We start from the raw sequence: 15,860 nt of genomic DNA on the forward strand, positions 1-15,860 counted from the left end.
GCACGGGCCGTTCTGCTCGGACAGCGAGGTCGAGAGCGTGGTCGCCCACCTCAAGCGCCAGGGCCGGCCCAGCTACCTCGACGCCGTCACCGCCGACGACTCGCCTGAAGAGCAGCCCAAGGAGGGCGGACGGTCCGGACGAGGCAAGGCCGCCGCGGCCGACAAGGCCGAGCGGTCCGACGAGCCCGAGGAGGAGGCCCCCGTCTTCGACATCGGCGCCTTCGCGGCGGCGGCCGGCGGCGAGTCCGACGACCTCTACAAGCAGGCGATCGAGGTGGTGCTGCGCGACCAGAAGGCCTCGACCAGCTACATCCAGCGCCGGCTGCAGATCGGCTACAACCGCGCCGCCTCGATCATGGAGCGGATGGAGATCGAGGGGATCGTCGGCCCCGCCAACCACGCCGGCAAGCGCGAGATCCTGGTCGCCGGTGCGCCGCACATGTCGAGCGGCATGGCGAACGGGATGTACGACGACGAGTAAGAGCCCCCGCTCCGGGCCGCTCCGCACGGAGCGGCCCGGGCGTCGTATCTTCGCCACAGGGCGGGGTTCTAAGCCCCGTGTCCCGCCCTTCGTTTGCCGCCGGAACCCGCCTGCGGGCTCCCAGGAGACTCTGCCGATGATCGGCCGCCGCACCCGCACAGCCGGCTCCTTGATCGCCGCCGGGCTGTGGCTCGCGACCGCCAGCAACCCGGCCGAGGCGCAGGTCGGCGCCTTCATCGACAGCCTCTTCGGCCACAAGGAGGAGCCCGCGCCGCAGCCGGAGGCCGCTCGTCCCGCGCCTGCACCGGCCAAGAAGCCGGCTCCGAAGGCCAAGGAGGCGAGCAAGGAGGCCAGCCGAGAGGCCGCGAAGGACGCGCCGAAGACCGGTAGCCTCAAGGGCGGCAAGGGAGCCGACAAGGCCGAACACAAGGCCGCCGAGCCCAAGGTGGCGGCGGTGGGCGGGCCCGTCGCGATCGCCCCCTCCGAGCCGGCGGATGCCGCCACCCTGCTCGCCCAGGCCAACGCCTATTTCAACGGGATCAACACCCTGACCGGCAGCTTCATGCAGATCGGCGCCGACGGGCGGCGGATCGGCGGCAAGCTGACGCTCGCCAAGCCCGGCCGCCTGCGCTTCGACTACGATCAGCCCTCGCCCCTGGAAGTCGTCGCCGACGGCACCTCGGTGGCGGTGCGCGACCGCAAGCTCAACACCCAGGATCTCTACTTCATCGCCCAGACGCCGCTGAAATTCCTGCTGCGCGAGAAGATCGACCTCGCCCGTGACCTCACCGTCACCGACGTCTCCAACGACCCCGGCGGCGTGCGCATCAGCCTGGAGGACCGGGCGACGCTGGGCGGCACCTCGAAGATCCAGCTCGTCTTCGATCCCGAGGTGAAGACCCTGTCGCAGTGGCGGATCACCGATCCGCAGGGCTACATCACCACGGTGCAGCTCTCGAACCTGCAGAAGGGCAAGGGCGTCGACGGCAGCGCGTTCTTCATCAATTACGGGCGCGCCGAGGACAAGGCGATGCAGCAGCAGATCCAGCAGTCGCAGCAGTGAGCGGCTCTACGCGTCCGTCGCGCTGAACTGAACCGAACCGACCTGCCGCCACCGGTCCAGCTCCCGGTCGATCGCCCCCTCGGTACCGCGCAGGAACTCCGCGGGCGGCAGGCCCGGCGCGATGGCGGCGAGGTAGCTCACCACGACCGTGCCGGATCGGGTCGCTGCACCTCCGGGCCAGAACAGGCCGGAATTGAGCGCCACCGGCACCACCGGCAGGCCGAGCCGGCTGTAGAGCAGCTCGACGCCGCGCTTGAAGCGCAGGGGAGCGCCGATCCCGCCGCGGGTGCCCTCGGGGAAGATCAGCACCGAGCGCCCGGCCGCGACTGCCGCCCGGCCACCGTCGATCATGGTGCGCAGCGCCTGGGTGCCGTTGGCTCGATCGATGACGATCATCGGCGAGCGCCGCAGGAACCAGCCGACCACCGGTATGGCCAGAAGCTCCCGCTTGGCGACGATCGCCACGTCCGGCACCAGGACGAGGAAGGCCAGCGTCTCCCAGGTCGACTGGTGGTTGGCGACGATCAGGCAGGGCTCGGCCGGCAGGTGCTGGCGGCCCTCCTCGACGTAATGCAGCCCGACGATGCGCCGCAGCCCGCCGAGAATCCCGCGCGCCCAGAGGCGCGTCGCCCGGCGGATCGGCCCCTGAGGGGATCCGGACAGGAGGAAGATCGCCAGCGGCGCCAGGAAAAGGGTCGTCCAGGCCGCCCAGTAGACGGCGAACAGAAGCGAGCGGGCATTTGCCATGACAGGGCCTCGGCGAGGGGCCCGGGACAGGGCAGGGTCCGGGCATAGCGCCTGCCGGCCGGTCACGCACGGCCTTTTGCCTCACAGGCGGTGAGCGGACTGTCGCGTGTCGCGAAATCGGCTATCGGAGCGCAACGCCCTCCGAACCCCAGCGTGGCCCGTGCACTTCACCGTCACCACTTGGAACATCAACTCGGTGCGCCTGCGCATCGACTCGGTGCTGCGCTTCCTGGCCGAGCACAGGCCGGACGTGCTCTGCCTGCAGGAGACCAAGTGCCCCGACGACGCCTTCCCGCTGAAGGCCCTTCGCGGCTCCGGCTACGAGCACGTGATGTTCGCCGGACAGAAGGGCTACAACGGCGTCGCGATCCTCTCACGCTTCCCCCTGCATACCCGCGCCGTGATGGGCTTCTGCGAGCGCCAGGATGCCCGCCACATCTCGGCCGTGCTCGGCCCTGAGGCGGGCGCCGCCGCCGGGATCGTGCTGCACGATTTCTACGTCCCCGCCGGCGGCGACGTGCCCGACCGCGACCTCAACCCGAAATTCGCCCACAAGCTCGACTTCCTCGCCGAGCTGCGCGCCTGGGGCGGCAAGCGTGTCTCCGGGCCGGCCATCCTGGTGGGCGACCTCAACGTCGCGCCGCTGGAGCACGATGTCTGGTCGCACAAGCAACTCCTCGACGTGGTGAGCCACACGCCCGTAGAGACCGAGGCGCTGGAGATCCTGCGCGGGGAGGCCGGCTGGATCGACGCGGCCCGCCACCTCACCCCGGAGCCGGAGAAGATCTACACGTGGTGGAGCTACCGGTCTCCCGACTGGTCGGCCGCCAACAAGGGGCGGCGCCTGGACCATGCCTGGGTGTCGCCGGACCTCGCCGGAACCGTCCGCAAGGTCGAGGTGCTGCGCGAGGCCCGCTCCTGGGAGCGACCCTCCGACCATGCGCCGGTGACCCTCACGCTGGAGTTGTGAGAGCGGGCGGAACTGCCGCCCGGTCCGAGCATTGCCCGCTCACGATCCCGTGACGCGAGCTGGCCCCATGCGCAAGATCCTGATCGCCTTCCTCCTTCCCAAGGTCGTTTCCTACCTGCGTCGCCGCTACGGTGGCCCGCATGCCGGGCGCAACCGCGCATTCTGACAGGGGCCGCCGCCTGGGCCGGCCTGTGACGGCCGGGCGCAGGCGGCGGCGACGGCGGCGGCCCTAATTCCTCGTGATCACCCACGACGCGGAGCCGCTTTCATGACCCAGGACCCGCGCGAAGCCGGACCCCGGCCGCCGTTCCCCGGTGACCAGCAGCAGCCGCGGCCGGGCCTCACCACGAAGATGACGCCGCGCCCCGACCATGGCGAGGACAGCTATGTCGGCAAGGGACTCCTGACCGGACAAGCGGCCTTGATCACCGGCGGCGATTCCGGGATCGGCCGGGCGGTGGCGATCGCCTATGCCCGTGAGGGCGCCGACGTGGCGATCTCCTATCTCGAGGCCGAGCAGGAGGACGCCGAGGAGACGAAGGCCTGGGTCGAGAAGGCCGGTCGCCGTTGTCTTCTGCTTCCGGGCGACATCCGCGACGAGACTCAGTGCCGGCATCTCGTGGCGCGCACCGTGGAGACCTTCGGGCGTCTCGACATCCTGGTGAACAACGCCGCCGCCCAGGTGGTGAACGAGGATCTCGACGACTTGAGGGCCGGCGACATCGAAGGGTCGTTCCGCGCCAACGTGTTCGCGATGTACTACCTCGCCCAGGCCGCCGTTCCGCACATGAAGCCGGGCGGCGCCATCGTGAACAGCACCAGCGTGCAGGCCAAGGTCGCCGGCCCGAACATGCTGATCTACGCCGCCACCAAGGGCGCCATCGCGAGCCTGACCATCGGCCTATCCAATCTGCTGGCTCCGAAGGGGATCCGGGTCAATTGCGTCGCACCCGGACCGGTCTGGACGCCGATCCAGCCGATCGTGAAAAGTCCGGAGCAGATGGAGCAACTCGGCGCTCAGACGCCGCTGGGCCGCGCCGGCCAGCCCGCGGAACTGGCCCCGGCCTACGTGCTGCTCGCCTCACGGGAGGGCAGTTACATGTCGGGTGCCCTGGTCCCGGTCACGGGCGGCATGCCGATGCTCTGACCGAGCCTGCGGCGAGGACCTTCACGGTCGCAGCGGCGCGCCGGCCCGTTCCGGCGCCAACAGTACGCCCGCGAGACCCAGGGCCGCCGCGAGGGCGAGCCACAGGGGCGCGGCATTGGCTGAATGGGTCTCGGTGACGAGATAGACCAGGATCGCCGGCGTGGTGCCGCCGAAGACGCCGAGCGCGAGATTGTAGCTAACCGCCGAGCCGGACCCCCGCACGCGCTGGCTGAACAGCTCCGTCAGCATCGCTCCCAGGGGGCCGATGTAGACGGACAGCACCAGCATGTAGAGAACCTCGCCGGCCAGCACGAAGGTCAGTTCGGCCTGGGTCAGCAGTCGGAAGATCGGCCACGCCAGGACGATGAAGGCCGCAGCTCCGGCCATCATGACGGGGCGCCGGCCCACGCGGTCCGACAGGGCGCCGAAGACGGGGCCCAGGACGATCAGGATCGCCGTGCCGATCGTCCCCAGCCCCGATGCGGTGGCCGGCGTGAGCCCGTCGGTGCGGACCAGGAAGCCGCGCAGGTAGATGACACCCAGGTAGATGCCGACGCCCGCGAGCACGCTGATCAGGAAGCCGCACAGCATCGCGCGCCCCTCGCTCCGGATAGCCTCGACGATCGGGAACGCGCGCTCCGCGGGCAGCGGCCGGTCGACGACGAGGATGGCGCGCCGAAGCCACAGAGTGCACGCCCCGAGGAGGATCCCGAACAGGAACGGGATGCGCCAGCCCCAGTCCAGGACAGCCTCCCGGGGCAGCCACGCCTCCACCAGGAAGAATACGAACGAGCCGAGCATCTGTCCGATCCCGATGGTGCAGGCCGGAAGGGCGCAGTAGAAGCCGCGCCGCTCGGCGGGACAGCGTTCGCCGAGGAACGTGATCGAGGTGGTGAACTCGCCGCCGACCGACAGGCCCTGGAGCAGCCGGCAGACGACGAGCAGGATCGGCGCGGCGATCCCGAGGGCCGCGTAGGTCGGCAGCAGACCGATGCAGACCGTCGATAGCGCCATCAGGCCCACGGAGAGGGTGAGGGCGGAGGTCCGCCCGTACCGGTCCGCCACGTGGCCGAAGAACAAGCTGCCCAGAGGCCGCACCAGGAACGCGGACGCGAACACGCCGTAGGTCGCGAGCAGCGACACCACGGGATCGGCGGCCGGGAAGAACAGACGCCCGATGATGTGCGCGCCGAAGCCGTAGATCGTGAAGTCGTACCATTCGAGAGCGTTGCCGGCGGCGCCGGCGAGAGCGGATCGATGGTGCAGGTCCGGCCTGATCCGCAATGTCGTCATCGAGCGCGCACTTGTTATTATCGTCATTACGCGTCTCTGCTGTCATCAGCACGATAACAGCCCGGCCGAATCAGACTAGCACGATTGCCGGACGCGCGCGTAGCGCCCTCTCTGCGCAGATCTGTGAGAGACGGAAGGACAGCCTTTCGGCGGCACGGGCCGGCGATGTCCGGCAGCGATCGAGGAGCTTCGGTTCAAACGAGAAACCCGCCGCGCGGGGCGCGGCGGGTCCGATGTTCAAGCCTGGTGTCTGCGTGACCGTGAAAGGTCCTAGAACGGGATGTCGTCGTCCAGATCGTAGCCGCCGCGGCTGCCACCCCCGCCCGAGGAGGCGGGCGCCGGACGCCGGTCGCCGCCCTGGGCGCGGCCGCCGCCGAAATCGCCGCCGCGGTCACCACCCCGGTCACCCCCGCGGCTGATCTGGCCGCCGCCCTCGTCCTCACCGGCGAAGTCCCCGCCACCGCCGCCGCGACCGTCGAGGATCGTCATCTCGCCGCGGAAGCGCTGGAGCACCACCTCGGTGGTGTACTTCTCGACGCCCGAATTGTCGGTCCACTTCCGGGTCTGGAGCTGGCCCTCGATGTAGACCTTCGAGCCCTTGCGCAGGTACTGCTCGGCGACGCGGGCGAGGTTGTCGTTGTAGATCACGACCGAGTGCCACTCGGTCTTCTCCTTGCGCTCGCCGGTCGCCTTGTCCTTCCACGACTCGGAGGTCGCGAGCCGCAGGTTGCAGACCGGGTCGCCCGAGCCAAGGCGGCGCATCTCCGGGTCCCGCCCGAGATTGCCCACCAGAATCACCTTGTTGACGCTGCCCGCCATCGCTCTCTCCTCACCGTACGGATCTCACTGGGCATCTGCCCGGCGGCGCGCGAACCATGCGCCCGGGCCTCCGGAGCGGCAACCTGCGGTGCGGGCTTGTGCCCGCTTTCCGCAGCGCCGCCGGATCCGTTTGTTCTACATCCGTTCCAGAGTGGCAGCAAGCCGCCGTCACGACACGCGCACGACCAGCTTGCCGAAATTGCGCCCTTTCAACAGGCCGATGAAGGCCTCCGGCGCCTTCTCCAAACCCTCGACCACGTCCTCGCGGTAGCGGACCCGCCCCTCCTGGATCCAGCCGCCGACCTCGTCGCGGAACGTCGCCGCCTGGTCGGCGAAGTCCCAGACGATGAATCCCTGGATGTGCAGCCGGTTGGTCAGCACGGAGCGCATCAGGCCGGGCAGGCGGTCCGGCCCGGGCGGAACCTCGGTGGCGTTGTAGGCCGAGACCAAGCCGCAGACCGGGATCCGCGCGAACGGGTTGAGCAGCGGCATCACCGCGGCGAAGACCGCGCCGCCGACGTTCTCGAAATAGACGTCGATGCCCTTCGGGCAGGCGGCGGCGAGCGCGCCCGGCAGGTCGGCGCCGCGATGGTCCACGGCGGCGTCGAAGCCCAGTTCCTCGGTGAGATAGCGGCACTTGTCCGGGCCGCCCGCGATCCCGACAGCCCGGGCGCCCTTCAACTTGGCAATCTGCCCGACGAGTGAGCCGACCGGTCCCGCGGCGGCCGCGACCACGACGGTCTCGCCGGCCTTGGGCCGGCCGATGTTGAGGAGGCCGGTATAGGCGGTCATGCCCGGCATCCCGAGCACGCCCAGCGCCGTGGAAGGCGGAGCGGCCGCGGGATCGACCTTGCGGGAGCCCTTGCCATCCGTAACGAAATAGTCCTGCCAGCCCGCGAAGGCCGTGAGCAGGTCGCCGACGGCGTGGTCCGGGTGGTTGGAGGCGACGACCTCGCCCACGGTCTCAGCGGTGATCGGCGCGCCGATCTCCACCGGGGCCGCGTAGGATTTCGCGTCGCTCATCCGGCCGCGCATATAGGGGTCGAGCGACAGCCAGCGGGTGCGCAGGAGGACCTGCCCCGGGCCGGGCTGCGGAACCGGCACCTCCTCCAGGCGGAAGTTGTCGGGGCGCGGCTCGCCCTGCGGGCGCGAGGCCAGGACGATGCGGCGGTTCATGGCGGTCATGGCAAACTCCCGGATCAGGCAATCGCCCCCGATCTGGGGCGCCGGGTCGCGACGGCCAAGGCGCCGCGGTGATCTCCGGGCCGGATCACGCGTTGTCCCGGTTCTGAAGCAGGAAGCGGCGCCATGCGGGGAACGGCACTGGGTCTCGGATTGGCGGTCCTGGCCGCGGGAGCCGCATCGGCCGGCCCGCTCGACAGCTACCGCGACCGCGCGCGGGTGCTCGTCCTGTCCGCCCCCGACGCCGGCGACGCACACCTCAAGGCGCAGCGGACGGCGCTGGGTTCGGCCCGTGCCAGCATCGCCGAGCGCGACCTCGTGGTGCTGGACGCGGTCGGCTCCGGCGCGGAGGCGCGGGCCCTGCGCGCCCGCCTCGGCCTTCCGGCCGACAGCTTCCGGGCTGTCCTGATCGGGAAGGACGGGGGCGCCAAGCTCACCGCCGAGTCGCCGATCGCGCCGCAAACGCTGTTCGCCACGATCGACGCGATGCCGATGCGACGCGCCGAGATGCGGGAGCGTCGCTAGGGCCAAGTCCGGGACCAAGTCTCCTGTGCGCGGGCGGGGGGCGGACACCAACGGTTAAGCCTACCGCCCTATCACCGAAACGTGTCGACGGCCGTTGCCCGGCCGTCCGTTGAGGCCCGTCAGGACGCTCGCACGAGACGCTCGAATCGATGACCCGACAACAAGTTGCCACCGCCATCCGCCGCCTCGCTGCCGCGCAGGTCGAGGACATCGAGCGCGCGGTCCGCGACGGCCACAAGACCATCGCGCTGAACGAGCTGGCGGACCTGAACCGCCAGCTCAAGGCCTTCGCGGCAGCGCTCAAGAAGGCCCCGGCCCGGATCTGAGCCGGTGCGGCGTCACCACCGGGGTCCTTCCCACCGACGGGGCGGGATGTCCTCGGGGGGAGGTGGCGGCGGGGGCGGGCCGCGGTCGAAGGCCGGCTCGTCGCAGACCCGAACCCGGCGCAGCACCGGCGCTCCGTCCGCATCGAACCGGCGCCGCACGAATTCCCGGCACGCCTCAGGGGGCGCCGCGGTGAAGCGGGGACCGCGAAACTCCGGCCCTGGGCGCGGCGGCGGTGGCGGCGGCCGGCGCTCGGGTTCATCCTCCTGCATCGGGCCGCCGTCGTCGTGGGATGGCGGATAAGGCCCGTCGAAGTCGGCAGCCAGCGCCGGGCCGGCGGCGAGGAGAAGGGCAAGGAGTCCGGTTCGGGCGAGAAGGCGACAGGCGGGCACAGGGGCCTCGGCGGAGTCGGGCGCGCGGGGATCGCGGCCATCGTCCCCGGACGTTGCGCCGGTCCGCCTGAACCGCTCCCGTGAAGCGATGTCGGCTGCCGTTCAGCCGGCTATTTCTGCATCGCGTTGACCTCGCACTGCGCGTACTCGCCGCTCGCCTTCACGTAGGCATTGAGCTTCTGCATGTAGGCCTCGGCGATCGGCCGGAAGGCTTGCGCCTGGAGATTGTAGGCCTTGATCGCGTCGTTGTAGCTGTAGGCCTCCCAGCCCGGGCATCCGTCCTTGGCGTCGAGGCAGGCGGGCTTCTCCGGCAGCGGCGGCTTGCTCGGCCGGGCGGAGGGCGGCGGCGGCTCGGGCGGTGTGCAGGCCGCAACCGCTGGCGCGGCCGGGGACGGCGCGGCAGGGGCCGCCTTGGCGGCCGGCTTCGCGGGCGGGGCCGCGAGGGCGAGGGTCGGCGCGAGCAAGCCCGCGATCAGGAGAAGCGTGCCGCGCATGGCGTGATGAGAGCTCCGATGGGCCCGGAGCCGCCTTCGGCGGCGGGCGGGAGCGGGTTCTGCGGCATCAGGCCCGCGGCGACAAGGCCTCCTGAACGGGCTCCCGGCGGGGCGCGGAAGCCGCCCGCCGGCCCGGCGCCTGCCCGGCCGAACGCTGTTTCGGGCCACGCGCCAGCGCCACGAGCGGCAGCGACAATCCGACCGCCAGCACCCACCAGGCCGGTCGGATCGGACCGGAGACATCCAGGTTGGCGGCGAGCACGAGACTGGCCGGGACGCCGCTGGCGAGCCCGTACCACGCCGCCTCCAGCCCCGCCGTGGCAAGGGCCGCCAGGATCGCGAGAAGCAGGAGCGACCAGGGCCGCTCCGGGAGCGAGAACCGCCGCATTACCCGCCACCCCATCAGCAGCAGGAACAGCCCGGTCCAGAAGACCGGGTCGCTGACGTCGATCTTCGACTGCAGGAAGTAGTGGGCCAGCCCCAGAACGGCGATCGTGTAGACGAGCCGGTGCAGGCGGTTCCAGTTCGGGCCGAGGTTTCGGATCGCCGCGTCCGTGGAGGTCAGCCCCAGGGCGATGAGGCCGATCAGCGCCACGAAGCCGATCGTCAGGTAGAGCCGGAGCGCGATCTCCGAGACGACTTTGGTGAGGATCAGGTTCTGATCGACCGCGTAGAGCGTGAGGTGGGCGACCGCGTAGGCCATCACGGTGACGCCGAGCATGCGTCGCACCACGATGACCTTCGGCCAGTCGGCGAGGCGCCGGAGCGGCGAGATCGCCAGCGACAGCAGCAGGAAGCGGACCGCCCACTCGCCGGTGGCATGGATCAGGGCGGTGATCGGCTTCGCGCCGAGCGCGTCGAGCCGGTAGGCGGCGGCGAGGTAGAGCGCCGGCGCGACACAGGCCGCGAACACCGCGAGCTTCAGCCAGGAGAGGCGTCCGGCGCGGTCGAGCCAGGGGAGGGGGACGGCGAGGGGAGCGGCCAAGCGGTCGAACATGGGTCTCGAACGGGGCTCTGTCGGTGGGTGAGGGCGGCGGCCCAGTCCGGTCGCCCCCGCGGCGAGAACGGCCGGCTCCGGCCATCGGTGCCGTCACGGGTCGGTTCGCCGCGGCGGCGCGGCGGTTACACGACGGCGTTGACCTGTGTGGTTGACCGCGCCGCCTCCGCGGCGAGATAGCGTGACGACGGACACCGGATGGATCCCATGCAGTACCGCACTCTCGGCCGTTCCGGCCTCAAGGTCTCGCCGATCTGCCTCGGCACGATGATGTTCGGCGGCCCCACAGACGAGGCCACCGCCGGCCGCATCGTCGGCAATGCCCGGGACGCCGGGATCAACTTCATCGACACGGCCAACGTCTACACGGAGGGCCGTTCGGAGGAGATCACCGGCCGGGCGATCAAGGGTGAGCGCGACGCCTGGATCCTGGCCACCAAGGTCGCCAATCCGACCGGACAGGGCGTCAACGACCGCGGCCTTTCGCGCGTGCACGTGATGAAGGCCGCCGAGGACAGCCTGCGCCGGCTCGGCACGGACTTCATCGACATCTACTACCTCCACAAGGAGGATCACGATACGCCGCTGGCCGAGACGGTCCGGGCGCTGGCCGACCTCGTGCGGGCGGGCAAGATCCGCCATTTCGGCGTCTCGAATCATCGCTCGTGGCGGGTCGCCGAGATCTGCCGGCTCTGCGACGAGGCCGGGATCGACCGGCCGGTGGTCAGCCAGCCCTACTACAACGCGTTCAACCGCATGCCCGAGACGGAGCACCTGCCGGCCTGCGCGCATTTCGGGCTCGGCGTCGTGCCGTACTCGCCGCTCGCCCGCGGCGTGCTCACCGGCAAGTACGATCCCGATGCGCCGCCGCCGGCCGAATCCCGCGCCGGCCGCCAGGACACGCGGATGATGCAGACCGAGTGGCGCCCCGAATCCCTGCGCATCGCCCGGACCCTGAAGGAGCATGCCGAGGCGCGCGGCATCACGGCCGGGCAGTTCGCCACTGCCTGGGTGCTCAACAACCGCCTCGTCACCGGTGTCATCGCCGGGCCGCGGACGGAGGCGCAGTGGCAGGAATATCTCGGCGCCCTCGACTACGCCTTCACCGCGGAGGACGAGGCACTGGTCGACGGGTTCGTCGCCGCCGGCCACCCGACGACGCCGGGCTACAACGATCCGGCCTATCCGCTGGAGGGACGGGTGCCGCGCAGCGGCATGGACTGAGCCCCGTCAACTGGGTCCCGTCAGCTGAGCGCCCAGACGAAGCAGGCCGTCGCGAGGGCGCCGAGGGCCGACCGCACGGCGTGGAGGAGGGTCCACCGCTCGAGCAAGGCGCGGGAGGTGCTGTCCGCCACCTCCGGCGCCGTCGCCATCAGGATCCGGTTGGTTGGCAGGATCGCCACGACGGTCCAGGGCCAGTTCGCCAGCATGAGTAACCCGCCGGCCAGGAAAGCAGGCCGGTCGCTCGTCCACCACGCCGCGACGCCCAGCAGGAAGCCGACGACCGCGAGTGGCGCCTGGATGGCGAAGCCGCGCTTGTAGGCCGGCTTCCACGCCGTCAGCACAGCGCGATCGTCCAGGATCATCCGCGCCGGCTGCTCGACGAGGTTGATGTAAAGGGCCGCGCCCGTGAAGAGCGCGGCGGTCGTCAGGGCGAGAAGACCGGTCAGCATCCGGCCGGCTTACCATCGGTCGGGACCGATCGCATGTCCCGGCCGTCGGTTCGGCCTTGAACTTTCTGCGCCGGGCCGTTATCTCGTGGATCAACAGTTCTGATGGCAGTCGAGAGGCTGCGGTTCGGGAGTGGGCCCCACCGGGTCCGCTCTTTTTTTTCGCCGCACAGCCACTCGCCACCCGAGGCCGCACGCTGCGGACGGGCCACGCAGGACGCCGCGAAGGTTGCGCGCTGAACACCCATGTCGTCCGAGATCGAAGCGGATCTGTCCGAGAAGCGCCTCGTCCGCGAGGCCGGTACCGCCGCGCGCGTCGCGCAGGCGATCGAGGGGCCCCTCCAGGGGCTCGGCTTCCGGCTGGTCCGGGTGAAGATGTCCAACATCAACGGCTGCACCGTGCAGATCATGGCGGAGCGGCCGGACGGCACGTTCACGATCGACGATTGCGAGGCGGTGAGCCGCGCGATCTCGCCGATCCTCGATGTCGATGATCCGGTTGGCGGCGCCTACAACCTCGAAGTGTCCTCGCCGGGGATCGACCGGCCGCTGGTGCGGGTCTCCGACTTCGCCCGCTGGGTCGGCTACGAGGCGAAGGTCGAGCTGAGCCCACCGCTCGACGGGCGCAAGCGTTTCCGCGGAATCCTCGGCGCCCCGGATCTCGGCCGGCTGACCGTCCCGATCGACTTGCCCGACGTGAAGGAAGGGCTTCCAAGCCGCATCGATCTGCCGCTCAAGGATGTCGCCGAGGCCCATCTCGTCCTCACCGACGACCTGATCCGCGAGTCGCTCCGCCGCGGCGGCCCGCCAGCCGGGGACGAGGTCGAGGACGCGGAGGACGAAGAGCCGGCCGAGGAGCCGACGGCCCCGGCGCGCCGAGCCTTCCGCCCTCAGGGGCCGAAGAAGGCCAGCCCCGCGGCCAAGCCCCAGAAACCGGCGCGGACCGGTCCCAGGAAGCCGGTGGTGACCAAGGCGTCCCGGCTCAAGGATCGCGACTCGCTGCACTGAGACCCGAGTGTCGGCCGTCCCGCGGCCGGCCTGAAAGATTTGACGGAAGAGAAGGACCGAAACCGATGGCCGTCGTCAGCGCCAACAGGCTCGAACTCCTCCAGATCGCCGACGCGGTCGCCCGCGAGAAGGTGATCGATCGCTCCATCGTGATCGACGCGATGGAGGAGGCGATCGCCAAGGCGGCCCGCTCCCGCTACGGCGCCGAGACCGACGTCCACGCCGAGATCGACAACAAGACCGGGGCGCTGCGCCTGTCGCGCCACCTGCTGGTGGTCGACGAGGTGGAGAACGACGCCCGCGAGATCACCCTCGACCAGGCCCGCCGCTACAACCCGGGGGCGCTGGTCGGCGACGTGATCTCCGACACCCTGCCCCCCTTCGATTTCGGCCGCGTCGCCGCGCAATCGGCCAAGCAGGTCATCGTCCAGAAGGTGCGCGACGCCGAGCGTGCCCGCCAGTTCGACGAGTACAAGGACCGAATCGGCGAGATCCTCAACGGCATCGTGAAGCGCGTCGAGTACGGCAACGTCATCGTCGATCTCGGCCGCGGCGAGGGCATCGTGCGCCGGGACGAGATGATCCCGCGCGAGACCTTCCGCCCGGGCGACCGCATCCGCTCCTACCTGTTCGACGTGCGCTCCGAAGTGCGCGGGCCGCAGATCTTCCTGTCGCGCTCGCACCCGCAGTTCATGGCCAAGCTGTTCGGCCAGGAAGTGCCCGAGATCTACGACGGCATCGTCGAGGTGAAGGCGGTCGCCCGCGATCCGGGCTCCCGCGCGAAGATCGCGGTGATCTCCCGCGACGGCAGCATCGATCCGGTCGGCGCCTGCGTCGGCATGCGCGGCTCGCGCGTGCAGGCCGTGGTCGGCGAATTGCAGGGCGAGAAGATCGACATCATCCCGTGGTCCGAGGACGAGGCGACCTTCATCGTCAACGCCCTCCAGCCGGCCGAGGTGGTGAAGGTGGTGCTCGACGAGGAGGCCGACCGAATCGAGGTGGTGGTACCGGACGACCAGCTGTCGCTGGCGATCGGCCGCCGCGGCCAGAACGTGCGCCTCGCCTCCCAGCTCACCGGCTGGGACATCGACATCCTCACCGAAGCCGAGGAATCGGAGCGCCGCCAGAAGGAGTTCGCCGAGCGGACCCAGGTCTTCATGGAGGCGCTCGACGTCGACGAGACCGTCGGCCAGCTGCTCGCGGCGGAAGGCTTCCGCAACGTCGAGGAGATCGCCTACGTCGACCTGCAGGAGCTGTCCGGGATCCAGGGGCTCGACGAGGAGACCGGAGCCGAGATCCAGGCCCGCGCCCAGGATCACCTCGCCCGGATCGAGCAGGCGCACGACGCCCGCCGCACCGAGCTCGGCGTCGCCGACGAGCTGCGCGAGATCGAGGGCGTCACCACGCCCATGATGGTGGCGCTCGGCGAGAACGACGTGAAGTCCGTCGAGGATCTGGCGGGCTGCGCCACCGACGACCTCGTCGGCTACACGGAGGGCCGCGGCCCCGAGGCCGTGCGCCATGCCGGCTATCTTGACGGGTTCGACCTGTCCCGTGCCGAGGCCGAGGCCCTGATCATGGCCGCGCGCCTCAAGGCCGGCTGGATCGAGGCGCTGCCGGAGCCGGAGGCCGAGGAGGGCGCCGAGGCGGCCGAGGGCGAGGAAGCCGCCCCGGCGCAGGCCGAGGTCTGAGGCGGCAGCCGGCGGCGGAGGCGCGATGGTCGCGGTCGACACGACCCTGTCCGAGGACGGGCTGGTTGCCGGGGGGCTCGATGCCGGCCCCAGCCGCCGCGCGCCCGAGCGGACCTGCATCGTCACGCGCGTCGCCCAGGCGCCGGACGGCATGATCCGGTTCGTGCGTGGGCCGGACGGCAGCGTCGTGCCCGACCTGCGCGCCAAGCTGCCGGGCCGCGGCGCCTGGGTCAGCGCCCGGCGGGACGCGGTTGCCGCCGCCGTGCGGAAGAACCTGTTCTCCCGGGCGTTCAAGGAGCCGGCCCCGGCCGCTCCCGACCTCCCGGACCGGATCGCCGCGGCCCTGCGGGCGGATCTCCGTCAGGCGATCGCGCTGGCCAACAAGGCCGGCTGCATCGTGGCGGGCTTCTCGAAGGTGGAGGCGGCCATTGGCGGCCAGCCCGGCGCCCTCGCGGTGATTCACGCCGCGGAGGCCAGCCCGGACGGGCGGCGGAAGATCGCGTCGGCCTTGCACCGGCGTCACGGTGAGGCCATGTCAAGGATACCGATCGTCGACGACCTGTCCGAAGACGAATTGGACATGGCCTTAGGTCGGGATCATGTGATACACGCTGCGCTCGTCGCAGGAGCCGGAGCTGCCGGCTGCCTGTCGCGTTGGCGTCGGCTACGCTCCTTCGAGGGCGCCGCCGCGGCGACCGGGGAGCCCGATCCAGCCCGAATCGGCGGGATCGACGAAGCCTCACGTTGACGACGCAGGATAGTTTTGGCCGGCGCCACCGGGCGTCGGTTCACGGGACGATGGAAACCCTCAGGGTTCAGGCTGAATGAGCGATACGAACAACCCGGGCGACAAGACTCTGAACAGGACTTCCCCGAAGCCGCTCTCCCTTAAGCGGCCGATCGAGGCGGGAACCGTGCGTCAGAGCTTCTCCCATGGCCGCTCCAAGCAGGTCGTGGTCGAGACGGTGAAGCGCCGTGTCATCGGCGCCGCGCCGGCCGCCCCCGCCCGTGAGCCGGCACCCGCACCGCGCCCGGCTCCGGCCGCGCCCGCCGCGGC

The 15,860-nt window shown here is 70.7% G+C and carries 18 protein-coding genes; 11 read left to right on the forward strand and 7 right to left on the reverse strand.

Features of this window, described 5'->3' with window-relative positions:
• The coding region (locus tag ACLBX9_RS18025) for a DNA translocase FtsK (protein ID WP_447719907.1) at positions 1–481 on the forward strand (481 nt) is incomplete at its 5' end.
• A 136-nt stretch (positions 482–617) separates the two neighbouring features.
• Complete coding sequence (locus ACLBX9_RS18030; protein ID WP_447719908.1) at positions 618–1,544, forward strand: LolA family protein; 927 nt, start codon at positions 618–620, stop codon at positions 1,542–1,544.
• Between the two features lie 6 nt (positions 1,545–1,550).
• Here the strand turns inward: ACLBX9_RS18030 and ACLBX9_RS18035 are convergent, their stop codons facing one another.
• Positions 1,551–2,291 carry a lysophospholipid acyltransferase family protein gene (locus ACLBX9_RS18035; protein ID WP_447719909.1) on the reverse strand — a complete coding sequence of 247 codons (741 nt, stop codon included), beginning with the start codon at positions 2,289–2,291 and terminating at the stop codon, positions 1,551–1,553.
• A 160-nt stretch (positions 2,292–2,451) separates the two neighbouring features.
• On the opposite strand from ACLBX9_RS18035, the gene xth reads away from it, so the two are divergent.
• The gene (gene xth, locus ACLBX9_RS18040) at positions 2,452–3,261 is read left to right on the forward strand and encodes an exodeoxyribonuclease III (protein ID WP_447719920.1); all 810 of its coding nucleotides are present in this window, start codon (positions 2,452–2,454) and stop codon (positions 3,259–3,261) included.
• Between the two features lie 268 nt (positions 3,262–3,529).
• Positions 3,530–4,408, forward strand: coding sequence for an SDR family oxidoreductase (locus tag ACLBX9_RS18045; RefSeq protein ID WP_447719910.1), 879 nt, complete (start codon positions 3,530–3,532; stop codon positions 4,406–4,408).
• Positions 4,409–4,429: 21 nt separating this feature from the next.
• Here the strand turns inward: ACLBX9_RS18045 and ACLBX9_RS18050 are convergent, their stop codons facing one another.
• The 3 genes from ACLBX9_RS18050 to ACLBX9_RS18060 all read right to left on the reverse strand — a co-directional run bounded on the left by ACLBX9_RS18050 (position 4,430) and on the right by ACLBX9_RS18060 (position 7,705).
• Positions 4,430–5,701 carry an MFS transporter gene (locus ACLBX9_RS18050; protein ID WP_447719911.1) on the reverse strand — a complete coding sequence of 424 codons (1,272 nt, stop codon included), beginning with the start codon at positions 5,699–5,701 and terminating at the stop codon, positions 4,430–4,432.
• A 270-nt stretch (positions 5,702–5,971) separates the two neighbouring features.
• Positions 5,972–6,520: a single-stranded DNA-binding protein gene (ssb, locus tag ACLBX9_RS18055; protein ID WP_447719912.1), complete on the reverse strand. Its 549-nt coding sequence runs from the start codon at positions 6,518–6,520 to the stop codon at positions 5,972–5,974.
• A 168-nt stretch (positions 6,521–6,688) separates the two neighbouring features.
• Entirely contained in the window at positions 6,689–7,705 is a 1,017-nt protein-coding gene (locus ACLBX9_RS18060) for an NADP-dependent oxidoreductase (protein WP_010685346.1), read from the reverse strand.
• 123 nt (positions 7,706–7,828) lie between these two features.
• Between ACLBX9_RS18060 and ACLBX9_RS18065 the strand changes: the two genes are divergently transcribed.
• Together ACLBX9_RS18065 and ACLBX9_RS18070 are read left to right on the forward strand one after the other, a co-directional pair.
• Positions 7,829–8,227: a DUF4174 domain-containing protein gene (locus tag ACLBX9_RS18065; protein ID WP_447719913.1), complete on the forward strand. Its 399-nt coding sequence runs from the start codon at positions 7,829–7,831 to the stop codon at positions 8,225–8,227.
• A gap of 149 nt (positions 8,228–8,376) precedes the next feature.
• Positions 8,377–8,553: a hypothetical protein gene (locus tag ACLBX9_RS18070; RefSeq protein WP_010685348.1), complete on the forward strand. Its 177-nt coding sequence runs from the start codon at positions 8,377–8,379 to the stop codon at positions 8,551–8,553.
• Positions 8,554–9,053: 500 nt separating this feature from the next.
• On the opposite strand, the gene ACLBX9_RS18075 is transcribed toward ACLBX9_RS18070, so the two are convergent.
• Positions 9,054–9,437 (reverse strand): hypothetical protein, encoded by a 384-nt coding sequence (locus ACLBX9_RS18075; protein ID WP_010685349.1) that lies wholly within the window; start codon positions 9,435–9,437, stop codon positions 9,054–9,056.
• A 67-nt stretch (positions 9,438–9,504) separates the two neighbouring features.
• Entirely contained in the window at positions 9,505–10,434 is a 930-nt protein-coding gene (locus ACLBX9_RS18080) for a sulfite oxidase heme-binding subunit YedZ (protein ID WP_447719914.1), read from the reverse strand.
• Positions 10,435–10,641: 207 nt separating this feature from the next.
• Between ACLBX9_RS18080 and ACLBX9_RS18085 the strand changes: the two genes are divergently transcribed.
• Positions 10,642–11,658, forward strand: coding sequence for an aldo/keto reductase (locus tag ACLBX9_RS18085; RefSeq protein WP_447719915.1), 1,017 nt, complete (start codon positions 10,642–10,644; stop codon positions 11,656–11,658).
• 20 nt (positions 11,659–11,678) lie between these two features.
• On the opposite strand, the gene ACLBX9_RS18090 is transcribed toward ACLBX9_RS18085, so the two are convergent.
• Positions 11,679–12,107 (reverse strand): DUF1772 domain-containing protein, encoded by a 429-nt coding sequence (locus ACLBX9_RS18090; RefSeq protein WP_447719916.1) that lies wholly within the window; start codon positions 12,105–12,107, stop codon positions 11,679–11,681.
• Positions 12,108–12,350: 243 nt separating this feature from the next.
• Here ACLBX9_RS18090 and rimP point away from each other — a divergent pair, with 243 nt between their 5' ends.
• The 4 genes from rimP to ACLBX9_RS18110 form a co-directional block, all read left to right on the forward strand.
• Entirely contained in the window at positions 12,351–13,112 is a 762-nt protein-coding gene (rimP, locus tag ACLBX9_RS18095; RefSeq protein ID WP_447719917.1) for a ribosome maturation factor RimP, read from the forward strand.
• Between the two features lie 65 nt (positions 13,113–13,177).
• Positions 13,178–14,803 carry a transcription termination factor NusA gene (gene nusA, locus ACLBX9_RS18100; protein ID WP_447719918.1) on the forward strand — a complete coding sequence of 542 codons (1,626 nt, stop codon included), beginning with the start codon at positions 13,178–13,180 and terminating at the stop codon, positions 14,801–14,803.
• A gap of 25 nt (positions 14,804–14,828) precedes the next feature.
• Positions 14,829–15,551, forward strand: coding sequence for an RNA-binding protein (locus ACLBX9_RS18105; protein WP_010685355.1), 723 nt, complete (start codon positions 14,829–14,831; stop codon positions 15,549–15,551).
• A 76-nt stretch (positions 15,552–15,627) separates the two neighbouring features.
• The coding region (locus ACLBX9_RS18110; RefSeq protein ID WP_447719919.1) for a translation initiation factor IF-2 associated domain-containing protein at positions 15,628–15,860 on the forward strand (233 nt) is incomplete at its 3' end.

This window comes from Methylobacterium sp. A49B (genome assembly GCF_053346215.1).

What these genes read in the sequence shown, in the direction of transcription:
- ACLBX9_RS18050 (WP_447719911.1), bottom strand. Translation starts at nt 5,701, where the DNA reads ATGACGACATTGCGGATCAGGCCGGACCTGCACCATCGATCCGCTCTC.
- ACLBX9_RS18060 (WP_010685346.1), bottom strand. Translation starts at nt 7,705, where the DNA reads ATGACCGCCATGAACCGCCGCATCGTCCTGGCCTCGCGCCCGCAGGGC.
- ACLBX9_RS18080 (WP_447719914.1), bottom strand. Translation starts at nt 10,434, where the DNA reads ATGTTCGACCGCTTGGCCGCTCCCCTCGCCGTCCCCCTCCCCTGGCTC.
- ACLBX9_RS18070 (WP_010685348.1), top strand. Translation starts at nt 8,377, where the DNA reads ATGACCCGACAACAAGTTGCCACCGCCATCCGCCGCCTCGCTGCCGCG.
- nusA (WP_447719918.1), top strand. Translation starts at nt 13,178, where the DNA reads ATGGCCGTCGTCAGCGCCAACAGGCTCGAACTCCTCCAGATCGCCGAC.
- ACLBX9_RS18085 (WP_447719915.1), top strand. Translation starts at nt 10,642, where the DNA reads ATGCAGTACCGCACTCTCGGCCGTTCCGGCCTCAAGGTCTCGCCGATC.
- ssb (WP_447719912.1), bottom strand. Translation starts at nt 6,520, where the DNA reads ATGGCGGGCAGCGTCAACAAGGTGATTCTGGTGGGCAATCTCGGGCGG.
- ACLBX9_RS18105 (WP_010685355.1), top strand. Translation starts at nt 14,829, where the DNA reads ATGGTCGCGGTCGACACGACCCTGTCCGAGGACGGGCTGGTTGCCGGG.
- ACLBX9_RS18030 (WP_447719908.1), top strand. Translation starts at nt 618, where the DNA reads ATGATCGGCCGCCGCACCCGCACAGCCGGCTCCTTGATCGCCGCCGGG.
- rimP (WP_447719917.1), top strand. Translation starts at nt 12,351, where the DNA reads ATGTCGTCCGAGATCGAAGCGGATCTGTCCGAGAAGCGCCTCGTCCGC.
- ACLBX9_RS18065 (WP_447719913.1), top strand. Translation starts at nt 7,829, where the DNA reads ATGCGGGGAACGGCACTGGGTCTCGGATTGGCGGTCCTGGCCGCGGGA.
- ACLBX9_RS18075 (WP_010685349.1), bottom strand. Translation starts at nt 9,437, where the DNA reads ATGCGCGGCACGCTTCTCCTGATCGCGGGCTTGCTCGCGCCGACCCTC.
- ACLBX9_RS18045 (WP_447719910.1), top strand. Translation starts at nt 3,530, where the DNA reads ATGACCCAGGACCCGCGCGAAGCCGGACCCCGGCCGCCGTTCCCCGGT.
- ACLBX9_RS18035 (WP_447719909.1), bottom strand. Translation starts at nt 2,291, where the DNA reads ATGGCAAATGCCCGCTCGCTTCTGTTCGCCGTCTACTGGGCGGCCTGG.
- ACLBX9_RS18090 (WP_447719916.1), bottom strand. Translation starts at nt 12,107, where the DNA reads ATGCTGACCGGTCTTCTCGCCCTGACGACCGCCGCGCTCTTCACGGGC.